Below are 14491 nucleotides of genomic sequence, written 5' to 3' on the forward strand. Positions count from 1 at the left end.
ATGAGGACGAGCCGACCGAAGCGGCCCTGGGCCTCCCTTTGGGCCCGGGATTGGGCCCAGGGACCCTCTGGCGAAGGGGCTGTCCCCGCCTACCTTTCCGGTGTCGCAAGCGGCACGAAGACTCGACCCGGAGGGGAACACCATGAGCGACCTGATGCTGAAGACCGCGGTAGCGACCAAGGTCCGCGTGAACGGCTGGAAGAACACCACGGTCGAGGCGATGCAGCGCCGCACCGGCGACAGGGGGCAGACGGCGGTCGAGTACCTGGGGATCATCGCGGTGGTCGTGGCCATCGTGCTGGCGATCACGGGGACGAGCATCGGCTCGACGATCCTCAACAAGATCACCGGACTCATCGGCAAGGTTGGCAATTGACGCAACCGCGACGCTACGGCGACGCCGGGCAGGCCTTCCCCATCTACATCACGGTGGTGGGGGGCCTGCTCTTTCTTGCCCTCGCGTACTTCGCGGTCGGCCAGGCGACGGTGAACCGAAGCGGTGCCCAAACGGCGGCTGACGCTGCCGCACTTGCTGCGGCTCAGGACACCCGGAAACAGCTTGCGGACGAGTGGACGACGAACGTCCTCGATCCGACCAAGTGGCAGGACATCTTGCAGGGCAACGGGCAGGCGCTGCGGTCCTCGTGTCCGCGAGCTAATGAGCTTGCTGGGCAGAACGAGGCCCATGTCCTCAACTGCGGACCGAGCGGCCTGCTGGCCTACACGGTTCGAGTGGAGACGGACAGGCCTATGGGCGATTCGGTCGTCCCGATCACGAGCACCAAGCACTCGAAAGCGTCCGCCACTGCCGTGATCAAGCCTCTCTGCTGGTTCAAGCCCTTGGGGCCGGGCGCCGGTACGGATGTCCTGCCACGCCTCAATTGCAAGCACAGGTACTGGGATCTCGACCCGAAGCGCCTCACGGACCTGCCGAAGCCGCAGGACCTCTTTGACGTCCATCTGGCTGACCAATAAGCGAACGACGAGTGATGAAGGAAGCAGAGCGATGAGCATTCGGTTCACTGCGAAGGCCCGCAGGGGGCTGGTCGCGCTTACCGTGGTGGTCGGGCTGGCCGTTGGGGTGGCCAGCTGCGGGAGTGGTGGTGGGGACGACAAAAAGCCGGATGCGTCAGCCTCCGCGTCGGCGGGCACTGGATCCAAGCCAAACACGCAAGAGGGTTCATCCCCGGCACCGTTGGCGGAGCTGAGGGGCCAGGATGGCCTTTTGCTCCAAATCACCTCTGCCAATCGGGATGCCGGCGGCTTTGTCACAGTGAACGGGACCTTCAAGAACGACGCGGCCAAGTCACTCGTCATTCCGTCCGAGTTGCGCGGGGACGAGACGGAGATCCTGAAACATGGCACCTCGCTAGGCGGAGCCACGCTCGTGGACTCCAAGGGTAGGAAGCGCTACTACGTGCTGCGTGACACAGACGGCCGTCCACTGACGACGATCGGCCTTACGACGATCGACGCCGGCCAGACCATCCCCGTCTTCATGCAGTTTCCCTCACCGCCGGCCGGCACGACCGAGGTCACCATCCAACTGCCGACCTTCTCCAGCGGCGACATCAAGATCTCCGGGTGAGGCAGCCACCATGACGCACACCCGAACCCACCCGCGCCTGGCCGCGGTCCTCGCGGCAGCGACCCTCCTCGTCACCGCCAACCTCTACGGCGCAGTGGCGGCCCACGCGGACGGCACGAGCCCCAGCGTGCCCCCGGGCACCGAACCCTCCGCCTCCGCCCCCGTAAAGATCGACCCGAACGACCCCGACCTCAAACTCCCCGAGGGGGCGACGCTCGCCGCGCCCAAGGTGCTGGACATCAAGTCGGTGGTCGAGGACCAGGGCGGCGAGGAGCGCCGGGAGGACACCAACACGGACGTGACGTTCGCCCTCCAGGCCGAGGTGCTGTTCGCCAAGGACAGCGCCAAGCTGAGCGACGCCGCGAAGTCCCGTATCGACGCGATCGCGCAGGAGATCAAGAAGCAGAAGGCGACCCAGGTCAGGGTCTTCGGCTTCACCGACAACCTGGGCACCCACGAACACGGCGTGGCCCTCTCCAAGCAGCGGGCCAACGCCGTTCAGGACGTGCTCTCCCAGGAGCTGAACGACCCCAACGTCACCTTCGACGTACGCGGCTACGCCGAGCAGTACCCCATCGCGGACAACTCCACGGAGGACGGCCGCAAGAAGAACCGCAGGGTCGAGGTCACCTTCCCCCGCACCCAGAGCTGACCACAGCACCTCGGTCGAGAGGGGCGAGGCCTGCCACCGACAGAGGCAGCCCTCGCCCCGGCCGACGGGGCTGATGCATCTGTGTCATCTGTGTGGATCGCCGCTCGACCGCGGCGGCCTTGAGCTGCTCCCACTCCTCCCACGCCAGGCGTGGCCCCTCCCCGTTCCTCGTCGCACTTGGTGCTGCCGTTGGAGGAGGCTCGCACGTATCTCCGGTGAGCCGACGGTGTTTGGGCGTCGGTTTGGGTCCACGGGCCCATCCTGGGCGGCCTGTTGCTTTCTAGCCTCCCCCTAGTTGTGTCAACACGGGGGAGTGAGCATGGCCTCGATCGGGGGAGTGCCGGAGTTCGAGGGGGCGTGGCCCTCCGGGCGTGGCGGGCGCAAGCGGATGCCGCGGTCGCTGTCCGTGGCGCTGGTGCTCGTGCACGCGCTGTTCGCCGCCACCGTCCTCGGCGGAGTCGGACTGCTGCTCACCGCTTCGTCGTACGACGCCCTCGACGGCGGAGTCGTCGCGCTCACCGCCTGGGCGGCCGCGCCCGGCGTCCTCGGGTGGTGGCTGGCGCGGCGGACGTGGGAGGGCGGCGCCTGGGTCCGGTGGGCGCTGATCGGCGTGCAGGCCTGGCTGATCCTCGGCGGGCTCGCCAACCTCGCCGCCGGGTCAGCGCGCGGGGGCGTCCAGCTCTTCCTGCCGATCCTGATCGTCTACTTCCTGCTCCAGTCCGAGAGCCGGGAGTGGTACGAGCTGCCAACCCTCGACCGGGCCGAGCGCCGGGGCTTCTCCCTCTCCCGGATGATCCGGTGGCGCCGGGGGAGCGGGGACGAGGGGCAGACCGCGATCGAGTACGCCGGGATGGTCGCGATCGTCGTGGCCATCGTGACCGCGCTCGTCGTCAGCGGGCTGGGCACACAGATATTGGGGGGCATACAGACCCAGGTCTGCAAGGTCGTGGGCGCGGGCTGCGCGGCCCCGGCCGGCGGTGCCGGTGGCACGGACACCAACGCCAAGGGCAAGGGCGCGGGCGACAACGGCACCGGCACGGGAACCGGCAACACCGGCACGGGCAACGACAACACCGGCACCGGCAGCACCGGCGGCACCACCACCGACGGCGGCAAGAACGACAACAACCCCCCGCCCAAGCAGCCCGACGACAAGAAGAACCAGGGCGGCAAGAAGAAGGACGACGGCTGCTTCTCCGGCGTGGGCGCCTTCTTCGGTTGTGCCGGCAACCAGGTCAAGCAGGTCGGTCAGGGGCTGTTCGTGGACGGCGTCTGGGGCGACCTCAAGGGGATCTGGGGCCTGGTCAGCCACCCCATCGACACCGTCAAGGGCATCGGCGACTACGGCAAGCAGCTCGGCGAGGACTGGTGGAAGAACTCCAAGGGCGCCCGCGACAAGTGGTCCAAGGGCGACTACTTCGGAGCCCTGTGGGGCTGGGGCGGCGCCTCGCTGAAGACGGGCGGGACGGTCCTCTACGACCTGTTCATCGGCGACGACGTGGCCAACGACTGGAAGAACGGTGACAAGACCCGCGCCGTCACCCACGTCATCTGGAACGTCGGCTCGCTCTTCATCCCCGGCTACGACGGCGCCAAGGTCGTCGAGAAGTTCAGCGAGCTGGGCAAACTCGGCAAGCTCGGAAAGCTGGGCGAACTCGCGGAGAAGGCCGGCAAGGCGGCCGAGGACGCGAAGAGGGCCGCCAAGGCCGGGGACGTGGAGGGCGCCGAGAAGGCGGCCAAGAAGGCCGACGAGGCGGCGGACGAGGCCGAGAAGAAGGCCGAGAAGACCGGCTGCACCATCTCCGCCCCGGCGCGCAGGGTCCCGTACGGCGACGGCCCGCACGACGACCCCGCCGCCCCCCTCACCGGCTCCGCCGGCACCGGCACCACCGTCCTCGCCGCCGGCGCCTCCTCCCCCTACGTGATCCTCGCCGAGGACGGCTGCGACGAGAAGGCCAAGAAGGAGGCCGAGGAGGCCCGCAAACAGGCCGACGAGGCCGACCGGGCGGCTCACGGCGCCGACCTGGCGCACAGCAAGGAAGCCGCCAAGAAGGCGCTCGGGGACGAAGGCATCCCGCACTCCGCCAAGAACGTGGACGACTTCGCCGGCCGGGCGAAGGACAATCCCGACCCGGCCAAGAAGGAAATAGGCACCGAGGACGCGGCCCAGGCGCTCGATCAGATCGAAAAACTGGCGAAGACGCCGAACGTCTCGAAGGAGGCCCGGTCGACCCTCACCAGCAAGATCCTCAACGCGAAGAACGCGGACGAACTCGCCCAGGCCCAGGCCGAACTCAACGCCGTCCAGCATGCGGCTGACGTGGAAGCCGCGGCCGGCAGCACGGTGCACACCGCTGTCGGCAAGGACTTCAACAAGACGGAGGTCGACCTCGGCAACGGTGAGAGCGTCGACATCTCCGACATCAACGACGCGGACGTGCTCTACAAGGGCAACGACGGCAAGGTCCATGTCGTCGAGGTCAAGAACACCGGTAACGCCACCATCAAGGCCGACTTCGAGCGCCAGGTCGAGGACATGGCCCGCTGGCAGGCCAAGGACGGAGGTGGTCGCGCCGCCAGGGTCGACATCGCCACCAACGACAAGTGGAGCAACATCTTCAGTGGTTACAAGAGCGGCAAGCGCGACGGAGTGAAATACAAGCCCGAGGGCACACCGGCGACCACACTGGCCAAGAACAACGTGCCGGTGCGGATCGCCGGACAGGACATCTCCCCGGGTCAGCTGGCGAAAGTGCAGTCGGAGATCGACGCCCGCAGGGCCGCGGGGACGATGGACTGGTCGAGGATGAAGACCCCGAAGGAAGCAATGGAGTACCTGGGTGTCTCGTGACGAATACCTGCTGCCCGCCGCGATGCGCGAGCTCCCGGCGCCGTGGAACGACCTCACCCACCGCAGGTCAGCCGCGCTGGCGGAGCTGTCGCCCGAGGGGGCGGCGCAGGCGCTCGAGGTGCTGCGGGCGTCCCTGCCGCGTCACCGGCACAGCATGCACGGCTGGGACGAGGAACTGCGTGACGCCTACGACGACCGGGACGACCACACCCTCGACGAGGCCGACGCCTGGCTGACCCGGCTCATGCCGACCACCGCCGACGTCACCCGGGAGCGGGTGGCCGAGGTCCTGGTGAAGTGGTCCGAGCTGGGTGTTCCCACGGTGTCCTCGCCGCCGACGCGGCAGCAGATCGACCTCACGGCCGCGGAGTGGGCCACCTCGGTGCGCCAGGCCCTGGCCTCCGACGCCTTCGCCCACCTCGGGCGCGGAGCCTTCACCGGGCATGAGGCGGAGGCAGCCGGCCTCGCCGCGGCCTACGTGCGTGTCGGCCTCGCCGTGGAGTCCGCAGTCCGGCTGCTCATGGCCCTCGGCCGGCCGCACGGCGAGGACGCGCTGCTGGAGCTCGTGCACGACGACGAGGTCGGGGACTTCCGGCAGTACGTCCGTTCCCGGCTCCTCGTACTGCGCCGTCCCGGCCACGAGGCCCGCGGGCGGCAGCCGGTGCGGGGAGAGGAACCCCTGCTTCCCGCCGCCGTACGGGAGATCCCCTACGGCTGGGCCACCGGCTTCCAGTGGCCTCCGACTCTGCCCGTGACCGAGGAGAACGTCGCCCGCGCCCGCGCCGTTCTCCTGGCCGGCGCACCGGCCGGACCCGTGCCCGAACCCGTCCCCTCGCCCGCCTGGAGCGGAAGGGGGGGAGAGGAACCGCCGCCCGCCTGGCTCGAGACACGGCAGGTCATGCGGGAGCTGATGCCCTATGCCTCCCACGTCACCAGGGAACGCATGACCGAGGCCATGCGCGAGTGCGCGCTGCTCGGCATCCCGGGCGTTCCACGCGACCCCGCCGGCGAGGAGGGCACGCGGTTCGTCAGGCGGTGGGTGACATGGATCGGCGGCTGGATCGCGGGCGAGGTGTTCAACTGGCTGGGCACGTACGTCGGCGACGGCGCTCTGCTCACACCGTGGGCGACCGAGCTCGCCGAGCGGTACGCCCGCTGCGGCGTGGCCGCGGACCAGGCCGTGAGCATGCTCCGGCAGCATCACACCACGGCCGGTGCCCTCGCGGCCCTTGGCCGTATCGCAGCCGACGACACCCTCCCGCCCCTGGTGCGCAAGGAGGCCACGCTCTGACGTTCGGCAACCTCTCCACGGTCGCCGATCCGGCACCGGCCGCCCTGCGAGTGGCCCTGGCCGACCTGCTGGCGCTGCCCGAGTCCGCGGTGGACGTGGCCGACGCCGACGGGGCGCAGGCGCAGGAAGGGCGGGACTGGGACGCGCGTGCTGTGCACCTACCGGCGGCTGCCGCCGGGTGATCTCCTGCCGGAACTGGACGTCACGGTGGAGGACCGGACGGCCGGACGCCTCACGGAAGGATCACTCGCCCGAGGGCCGGCGGTCAGGACGGGTGGTTCGGTGCTGCACCCTTCGGCGGTCGAACTGCCGAGCGCCTACTGGGTCGCCACGGTGGACGGCCGCTCGGTCAGGTGCCGTCCGGAGGCGGTGGACCGGGACGAGGACACCGCCTACCGGGTCGACGCGGCCGGTCGTCGAGTTGGAGGACGGCTGACGCACGCCCGCGTCACGCCGTCACCCGTACCAGCACCCCCGCCCGCAGCCCCCACCCCGCCATCGCGCCCGCCTCCGACTCCAGGACGTGGCGGGAGCGGAGGCGGGGGAGGCCCAGGCGGCCCGGGGGCATGGTGACCACCGTGAGGACGCGCAGGTCGCGGTCGAGGTAGGCGACGTCGATCGGGATGCGCATGCGGAAGGTGTGCACGCTGTTCGCGGGGGACAGCAGGATCGCGCCGTCGACGGACGTACGGCCGAGCAGCCCCTTGGTGCGGGCGCGGTACGAGGTCGCCAGCTCCAGCGGGACCGTCACCGGGTCCCCCGCCCCGTGCACGGTGAGCTGCCCCCGCCCGTCCTGCCAGCGCCGCCGCCCCATGTCCCGCCGCCTCCCCGGTACTTCGCCGTCCGCCCTGGTGGGCATCGACCGTAACCCCACCGCGGTGGGCCCCGCATGGGTCCACGGACCCATGCCACGTCCGCCCGGACGGACTAGGGTCCCGGCGTGCGCGTAACTCTGACGCTCCTCGCCGCCCTGTGGGGCGCCGGCGCCGGGCTGCTGCTGCCCCGCGCGGCGCACCGGCTCTCGGTCGAGGCGGAGCAGCCGTGGCGCGGGCAGTGCCACGGAGGGCATCCGCTGGACGGGTCGTTCGGCGGGTGGGTGGGCCGCGCCCGCTGCACGGCCGCGCCCGCCTGCGGGACGTACGGGCCGGCTACCCCCGCCGTCGTGACGGTGACCGTCCTCGTCTGCGCCGCGCTCGCCGCCGCCACCGGGCCGCGCCCCGAGGCCGTGGTCTGGCTGTCGGCGGCCCCGGTGGGCGTGCTGCTGGCGCTCGTCGACCACCGTGTGCACCGGCTCCCCGACGTGCTGACCCTTCCCCTCGCCGCCGCCACCGCCGCGCTTCTCGGACTCGCCGCCCTGCTGCCGGCCTCCGCGGGTTCCTGGCCCACGGCCCTGCTCGGTGGACTCGCCCTCGGCGCCGCGTACTTCGTCCTCCACCTCGTCAATCCGTCCGGCATGGGCTTCGGCGACGTCAAGCTGGCGCTGGGGCTGGGCGCGGCCCTCGGGTGGTACGGGTGGCCGGTGCTGATCCTGGGCGGCTTCGCCGGACTGCTCTACGGCTCCGTCTACGGGCTCGGCCTGGTCCTGCTGCGGCGGGCCGGGCGCAAGTCGGCCATTCCGCTGGGGCCGTTCATGCTCGGCGGCGCGCTCACGGGGCTGCTGCTGGGGGCCGCCACCGCGACCTGATCCACTTCTCCCGGCCACCGCCCCGCCAGGAGAGTGAGCGCCCCCGCCGGTGGGGAGGACATCCCCCGTGACCGGACTCGGTGCTGTCTTCCGCCCCCAACTCCCGCCCGAACGGCTGCGATCCCTCGCCCGGCTCGCCGACGACACCGGGTTGGAGGAGCTGTGGCTCTGGGAGGACTGCTTTCTCGAGGGCGGCATCTCCACGGCCGCCGCCGCGCTCGCCTGGACCGAACGGCTGCGCGTCGGCGTCGGACTGCTGCCCGTGCCGCTGCGCAACGTCGCCGTCACCGCCATGGAGACGGCCGCCCTGCACCGGATGTTCCCGGGGCGCGCCGCCATTGGGGTGGGACACGGCGGGCAGAACTGGATGGGCCAGGTCGGCGCGCGGGCCGAGTCCCCGCTGACCCTGCTGCGCGAGCATCTCGCCGCCCTGCGCGCCCTGTTGAGCGGCGAACGGGTCACCACGCACGGCCGTTACGTCCACCTCGACGACGTCGCCCTCGACTGGCCCCCGCCCGCCCCCGCGCCCGTCCTCGCCGGCGCCACCGGGCCCCGTACCCTCCGGCTCTCCGGCGAGGCGGCGGACGGGACGATCCTGACCATGGCCACCTCACCCGAGGGCGTACGAAGGGCCCGCCGGCTCATCGACGAGGGACGGAGGTCGGCCGCACGCACCGCCGAACCGCACCGCGTCGTCGTCCACCTCCTCGCCGCCACCGGACCCGGCGCCGAGTCCCGGCTGCGCGCCGAGCTGACGGCCGAGGGACTGGCCGAGGTGCCGGGGCTCGGCGCGGCCGGAGACGCGCCCACCGTCGCCAAGGCCGTGCGGGACCTCGCGGACGCCGGCGCCGACGCGGTGATCCTCCAGCCCACCGCCGACGAACCCGACCCCGAGGGCTTCGTCCGCTTCACCGCGCGGGAGGTACGGCCACTCGTGACGTGAGAGCCTGCCGCGGGAGAACCGGAGGCAGCGGAGGAAAACCAGGGGCGGCCGCGGGGCCCTCACTGCGATGATCGGCTCATGGCCCACCCCGACCAGGAATCGCGTACCTTCGGCGAACTCGTCGCCGAGGGCGCCGCCGTCCCCACCGACGGGTGGGACTTCTCGTGGTTCGAGGGGCGGGCCAGTGAGGAGCGGCCCTCCTGGGGGTACGCCGTGTCGCTGGCCGGGCGGCTCGCCGGCGCGCGTGCCGTGCTGGACGTGCAGACCGGCGGCGGGGAGGTCCTCGCCTTCGCCCTCGACCGCGCCGACCGCGCCGACCGACACCGGGCGGCGCCCACCGTCCTCGCCGCCACCGAGGGCTGGCCGCCCAACCTGGCCAAGGCCTCCGCGCTGCTGCGTCCCCACGGCGTCCTGGTGGTCGCCTCCCCGGAGGACGCGCCGCTGCCCTTCGCCGACGGCGCCTTCGACCTGGTCGCCAGCCGCCATCCCGTACGGCCGCACTGGGCGGAGATCGCCCGCGTACTGGAGCCGGGTGGCACCTACTTCGCCCAGCACGTCGGACCCGCCAGCGTCTTCGAGCTCGTGGAGTTCTTCCTCGGGACACAGCCGGACGCCACGAAGAACGCCCGGCACCCCGACCGGGAGCGGGCGGACGCCGAGGCGGCCGGGCTGGAGATCGTGCGGCTGCGGGCCGAGCGCCTGCGCGTGGAGTTCCACGACGTCGCCGCCGTGGTCCACTTCCTGCGCAAGGTGATCTGGATGGTCCCCGGCTTCACCGTGGAGGCGTACGAGGAGCGGCTGCGCGCGCTGCACCAAGGGATCCAGGAGCGGGGGCCGTTCGTCGCCCACAGCACCCGCCACCTCTTCGAGGCGCGCAAGCCGGGCCCGGGGAAGTGAGCCCGGGAAGCGTGGGCCGAGTGCGCCGGGCCGTGGGCGGCGGGCCGTGGGCCGCGAGGGGCCGGTGCCGCGGTGGTGGCCGGGAATCGCCGTGTCCGCGCCCGCTTCCGGCCCCGCCACCCGTACTCACGGTTTCCACATCGTTATCGGCTGCCTCTCGCGTCACCCGTTCGCCTGGGCATAAGTTCAGACCAAGGTGATTCGCGTCAGCAAAGCTGCGCTGCGGCATCGCGCAGTGGAGGGGGCTGCGCGGCGCCGCGTCCCCAGGCCGGGCGTCAAGCGGACGTTCGCGGCGGGGTCGCCCGCAGGGGGTATGCGGGGGCGGACACGGGGGCGACCCGCAGAAAGGCCCCGGATGGCTCAAACCCTCGGAATTTGGCCACATTCCGTCTCTTTTTCCTGGGAATCAGCTGTGAACCGGCCAAGATCCGGCGCGGAATGACAGCTTCCACCGCTTTCGACGCGTCGCCGGATGACTCCGGAGAGTAGTTGTGGCACGCCGATGCACGCAGCATCACTTACGAAGGGTTATGGTGGAAACCCCCCCTCGGGCCGGTCCGTCTCCCCCCCCACGGACCGGCCCGTTTTCTTTTACGAGTCAGGGCGCGCCCCGCTGATACAGGCGCCGCCGCGGCCACCGCCTCCCGCCCGCCAAGGGCACCGCCCCTCACCCGGCCCGTTGGGGCGCCCCGGGAAGTCGGGGGTAGGCTTCGCCCCCCGGGGACCGCCATACGGACAGGCCGCCACGAGCGGACAGGGAAGCACCCCCGGAATCCCGCACGCGGACAGGGGCACCGCCCCGGCCGCGCCTGTCCGATCCGTACGGAGGGGCTGACGAACACGTGAACCTGCGCGACAAGCTGCGCGGCCTGCTGGTCAGGCTGTACGCACGCCGGGTGGAAGGCCACCTGGACCACGCTCAGGTGCCCAAGCACATCGGCGTCATCATGGACGGCAACCGGCGCTGGGCGAAGGCCGCGGGTTCCACCACCGCCCAGGGCCACCGGGCCGGCGCGGACAAGATCGAGGAGTTCCTCGGCTGGTGCTCCGAGACGGACGTCAAGGTGGTCACCCTGTGGCTGCTGTCGACCGACAACTTCGACCGCCCCCAGGAGGAGCTCGGCCCCCTCCTCGGCATCATCGAGGACGTCGTGCGCTCGCTGGCCGCCGACGGCCGCTGGCGGGTGCACCACGTCGGCACCATGGACCTGCTCCCGGCGGGCATGCAGGCCACCCTCAAGGAGGCCGAGGAGACCACCGCCCACGTCGAGGGAATACTGGTCAACGTCGCCATCGGCTACGGCGGCCGCCAGGAGATCGCCGACGCCGTGCGCTCCATGCTCCTGGACGCCCACGACAAGGGCACCCCGCTGGAGGACCTCGCCGAGGCCGTCGACGTCGACATGATCGGCCGCCACCTCTACACCAAGGCCCAGCCCGACCCGGACCTCGTCATCCGCACCAGCGGGGAGCAGCGGCTGTCCGGCTTCATGCTCTGGCAGACCGCGCACTCCGAGTACTACTTCTGCGAGGTCTTCTGGCCGGCCTTCCGCAAGGTCGACTTCCTGCGGGCGCTGCGCGACTACGCCGCCCGCCACCGCCGCTACGGCGGCTGAGGACCCGCCTACGGCGGCTGAGGACCTACGGCGGCTGAGGGCCCGCCGGCCACCACGGCCGCCCCTTTCCGGGGAGGGCCCGGCGGAGGGCATAACCCCTCTTCACGAGGAGTTCACCCGCGCGCCGTTCCGCGCATTTGCATGGCCGCGCGTGTTCGAGGGCATAAGCCAGACAGGTCGACTCCCGAACCACGGGTGTCGGATCTCAGCGGGCGGCTCGGGGCCGTCCGCCCGGGAGGCCCTTTGCACCAGCCCGACCGTGCGGTCCCAGCACGGACGAAGACGCGGAGGGCCGGTCTGCGGCCCGCCGCGTGCGGGGCCGTGAACCGGCCTCACTGGTTCCCGCCCGCCCGGCCCAGTCTCCATCTCGTCGCTCCCCGACCTCATCCGAGGGGGTACGTCCTTCCGTGGTGACCAGCACAAAGCGCCACAAGCCAGACCGGCGCACCTATGTTCTCGACACCAGCGTCCTGCTGGCGGACCCGAACGCCCTGACCCGCTTCGACGAGCACGAGGTAGTGCTCCCCATCGTCGTGGTCACGGAACTGGAGGCCAAGCGGCACCATCCCGAACTCGGCTACTTCGCCCGGCAGGCCCTGCGACTGCTGGACGACTACCGGGTCCGGTACGGCCGCCTCGACGCCCCCATTCCGACCGGGGACCTCGGCGGGACGGTCCGGGTCGAGCTCAACCACTCGGACCCCAGCGTGCTGCCCACCGGCTACCGCCTGGGGGACAACGACTCCCGCATCCTCGCGGTCGCCCGCAATCTCCAGGCCGAGGGGTACGACGTCACCGTCGTCTCGAAGGACCTGCCGCTCAGGATCAAGGCGTCGTCCGTCGGACTCCTCGCCGAGGAGTACCGCGCCGAACTCGCCATCACGGACTCCTCCGGCTGGACCGGGATGTCCGAACTGACCCTGGCGGGCGAGCAGGTGGACATCCTCTTCGAGGAAGGACGCATCCACGTCCCCGAGGCCGCCTCGCTGCCCGTGCACACCGGTCTGATGATCCAGTCGGAGCGCGGGAAGGCCCTCGGCCGGGTGACGCCCGACGGCAACGTCCGCCTGGTGCGCGGCGACCGGGAGGCGTTCGGCATCAAGGGCAGGAGCGCGGAGCAGCGCATCGCGCTGGACCTGCTGCTCGACCCGGATGTCGGGATCGTGTCGATGGGCGGCCGGGCCGGCACCGGCAAGTCGGCGCTGGCGCTGTGCGCGGGCCTGGAAGCGGTCCTGGAGCGCCGTCAGCACCAGAAGGTGATGGTCTTCCGCCCGCTGTACGCGGTCGGCGGGCAGGAGCTCGGCTATCTGCCCGGCACCGAGGCGGAGAAGATGAGCCCGTGGGCGCAGGCCGTGTTCGACACGCTGTCGGCGGTCACCTCCCGCGAGGTCATCGAGGAGGTCACCGCGCGCGGGATGCTCGAGGTGCTGCCGCTCACCCACATCCGGGGCCGGTCGCTGCACGACGCGTTCGTCATCGTGGACGAGGCGCAGTCGCTCGAGCGGAACGTACTGCTGACCGTTCTGTCCCGGATCGGCGCCGATTCACGGGTCGTTCTGACCCATGACGTGGCGCAGCGGGACAACCTGCGGGTCGGCCGCTACGACGGCGTGGTCGCCGTGGTGGAGAAGCTGAAGGGGCATCCGCTCTTCGCCCATGTGACGCTGACCAGGTCCGAGAGGTCCCAGATCGCGGCCCTTGTGACCGAAATGCTGGAGGAGGGGCACATCTGATCGGTTCCGCCCCGACCCGTCCCACGACGGGGCGGTGACACGGAAGTTGGCGCCGTTCGGCAAAGGCTCAGAGCCTAGCCGGGCGGCGCCTTGGCGTGCGGGGGTTTCAGGAAAACCCGTGGGCCAAACGAGATGTGAGCTTTCACACGCACCTCGGAATTGCCTTGCGGTGTTTGGTTACGGCAGAGTCTCGGTTCTGTCAGGCCCCGCATACGGCACAGCTGTACCTCCAGAGGTACGGCACCACGAGAGCACCACCCCAACTCCATAGCGTCGCCGTATGCCGCCCGAGCACCACGCGGCGCTTCCCACAGGGGAGTTGCCCACCGGGCCCGCGCCTCCCGTGACCCCGCAGTTGGGAGGCCAGTGTTCAGGGGCACGATCGCGTCCGCCAGGGTCACCGAAGCGGACGATGCTGGAAGGAAACCGTGTGAGCCGGATCTCGGTCCGGGGATTCGCAGTGGCCTCCGCCACCGCGGTCACCGCTGTCGGTAGCGTCGTCGGCGTTGCCTCGGGCAGTGTCGCCCAGAACAACGACGCCGAGGCGACCGCAGCCGACGCCACGCTCCTGTCGGACATACCGGTCGGCCAGCAGGCCCAGGTGCAGACCGCGTCCCTCGCGCAGCAGGCCGACGCCCAGGCCATCGCCGCCGACACGACCGCCAAGAAGGACGCGGAGGAAGCGGCGCGCAAGGCCGCCGCCGAGACCGCGATCGCCAAGAAGGCGGCCGCCGAGAAGGCGGAGAAGGAGGCCAAGGATCGCGCCGAGGCCAAGAAGGCCGCGAGCCGCAGCGCCACCCGGGACGCCTCCAGCTTCCCCGTCCAGAGCTCGTACACCGTCGCGCAGGTCCAGGCGATCGCCCGGCAGATCGTGCCGAGCGGCCAGTTCCAGTGCTTCAGCAACATCGTGGACCACGAGTCCACCTGGAACTACCAGGCCGTCAACCCCTCCTCCGGCGCCTACGGGCTCGTGCAGGCGCTGCCCGCCGGCAAGATGGCCTCCGCCGGCGCCGACTGGCGGACCAACCCGGCCACGCAGATCAAGTGGGGCCTGAACTACATGAACCAGCGCTACGGCAGCCCCTGCGACGCCTGGTCGTACTGGCAGGCGAACGGGAACTACTGACCCCGGCCGCAGCTTCTCAACCCAGCGCAGCCCCTCCCCGTCCTAGGGGGAGGGGCTGTTGCCATGTAGCGTCTGACGGAACGACTCCAGGGGGGAGTGGTGGGGAGAGA

The 14491-nt window shown here is 71.0% G+C and carries 13 protein-coding genes; 12 read left to right on the forward strand and 1 reads right to left on the reverse strand.

Features of this window, described 5'->3' with window-relative positions:
- Positions 1-142 precede the first annotated feature (142 nt).
- The 6 genes from IE217_RS25150 (at position 143) to IE217_RS25175 (ending at position 6382) form a co-directional block, all read left to right on the forward strand.
- Positions 143-376, forward strand: coding sequence for a Flp family type IVb pilin (locus IE217_RS25150; protein WP_190180222.1), 234 nt, complete (start codon positions 143-145; stop codon positions 374-376).
- Entirely contained in the window at positions 373-975 is a 603-nt protein-coding gene (locus tag IE217_RS25155; protein ID WP_190180223.1) for a pilus assembly protein TadG-related protein, read from the forward strand. The genes IE217_RS25150 and IE217_RS25155 overlap by 4 nt, the downstream gene beginning before the upstream one ends.
- Before the next feature lie 31 nt (positions 976-1006).
- A complete protein-coding gene (locus IE217_RS25160) occupies positions 1007-1588 on the forward strand; it encodes a hypothetical protein (RefSeq protein WP_190180224.1) in 582 nt (193 codons plus the stop codon).
- Positions 1589-1598: 10 nt separating this feature from the next.
- A complete protein-coding gene (locus IE217_RS25165; RefSeq protein WP_190180225.1) occupies positions 1599-2240 on the forward strand; it encodes an OmpA family protein in 642 nt (213 codons plus the stop codon).
- A 319-nt stretch (positions 2241-2559) separates the two neighbouring features.
- Positions 2560-5091, forward strand: a complete 2532-nt coding sequence (locus tag IE217_RS25170) for an AI-2E family transporter (protein ID WP_190180226.1) — start codon at positions 2560-2562, stop codon at positions 5089-5091.
- On the forward strand, positions 5081-6382 hold the full coding sequence (locus tag IE217_RS25175) for a hypothetical protein (RefSeq protein ID WP_190180227.1): 1302 nt from the start codon (positions 5081-5083) through the stop codon (positions 6380-6382). The genes IE217_RS25170 and IE217_RS25175 overlap by 11 nt, the downstream gene beginning before the upstream one ends.
- A 448-nt stretch (positions 6383-6830) precedes the next feature.
- Here IE217_RS25175 and IE217_RS25180 read toward each other — a convergent pair whose 3' ends face one another.
- A complete protein-coding gene (locus IE217_RS25180; RefSeq protein ID WP_190180228.1) occupies positions 6831-7196 on the reverse strand; it encodes a DUF192 domain-containing protein in 366 nt (121 codons plus the stop codon).
- Between the two features lie 126 nt (positions 7197-7322).
- Between IE217_RS25180 and IE217_RS25185 the strand changes: the two genes are divergently transcribed.
- From IE217_RS25185 to IE217_RS25210, 6 genes are all read left to right on the forward strand, one after another.
- A complete protein-coding gene (locus IE217_RS25185; RefSeq protein WP_190180229.1) occupies positions 7323-8066 on the forward strand; it encodes a prepilin peptidase in 744 nt (247 codons plus the stop codon).
- A gap of 67 nt (positions 8067-8133) precedes the next feature.
- Positions 8134-9009 (forward strand): LLM class flavin-dependent oxidoreductase, encoded by an 876-nt coding sequence (locus IE217_RS25190; protein ID WP_190180230.1) that lies wholly within the window; start codon positions 8134-8136, stop codon positions 9007-9009.
- A 78-nt stretch (positions 9010-9087) separates the two neighbouring features.
- Positions 9088-9906, forward strand: a complete 819-nt coding sequence (locus IE217_RS25195; RefSeq protein WP_190180231.1) for a methyltransferase domain-containing protein — start codon at positions 9088-9090, stop codon at positions 9904-9906.
- 842 nt (positions 9907-10748) lie between these two features.
- A complete protein-coding gene (locus IE217_RS25200) occupies positions 10749-11522 on the forward strand; it encodes an isoprenyl transferase (protein WP_190180232.1) in 774 nt (257 codons plus the stop codon).
- 407 nt (positions 11523-11929) lie between these two features.
- Positions 11930-13255, forward strand: coding sequence for an RNA 5'-3' helicase PhoH2 (gene phoH2, locus IE217_RS25205; protein WP_190180233.1), 1326 nt, complete (start codon positions 11930-11932; stop codon positions 13253-13255).
- 430 nt (positions 13256-13685) lie between these two features.
- Positions 13686-14381 (forward strand): aggregation-promoting factor C-terminal-like domain-containing protein, encoded by a 696-nt coding sequence (locus tag IE217_RS25210; RefSeq protein ID WP_190180234.1) that lies wholly within the window; start codon positions 13686-13688, stop codon positions 14379-14381.
- Positions 14382-14491 lie beyond the last annotated feature (110 nt).

The sequence above is a fragment of the Streptomyces naganishii JCM 4654 genome (assembly GCF_014650575.1).
Classification (GTDB): Bacteria; Actinomycetota; Actinomycetes; order Streptomycetales; family Streptomycetaceae; genus Streptomyces; species Streptomyces naganishii.

Excerpts from the sequence above, each read along its gene's own strand:
- IE217_RS25150 (WP_190180222.1), top strand. The coding sequence starts at position 143 with ATGAGCGACCTGATGCTGAAGACCGCGGTAGCGACCAAGGTCCGCGTG.
- IE217_RS25160 (WP_190180224.1), top strand. The coding sequence starts at position 1,007 with ATGAGCATTCGGTTCACTGCGAAGGCCCGCAGGGGGCTGGTCGCGCTT.
- IE217_RS25165 (WP_190180225.1), top strand. The coding sequence starts at position 1,599 with ATGACGCACACCCGAACCCACCCGCGCCTGGCCGCGGTCCTCGCGGCA.
- IE217_RS25170 (WP_190180226.1), top strand. The coding sequence starts at position 2,560 with ATGGCCTCGATCGGGGGAGTGCCGGAGTTCGAGGGGGCGTGGCCCTCC.
- IE217_RS25180 (WP_190180228.1), bottom strand. The coding sequence starts at position 7,196 with ATGGGGCGGCGGCGCTGGCAGGACGGGCGGGGGCAGCTCACCGTGCAC.
- IE217_RS25195 (WP_190180231.1), top strand. The coding sequence starts at position 9,088 with ATGGCCCACCCCGACCAGGAATCGCGTACCTTCGGCGAACTCGTCGCC.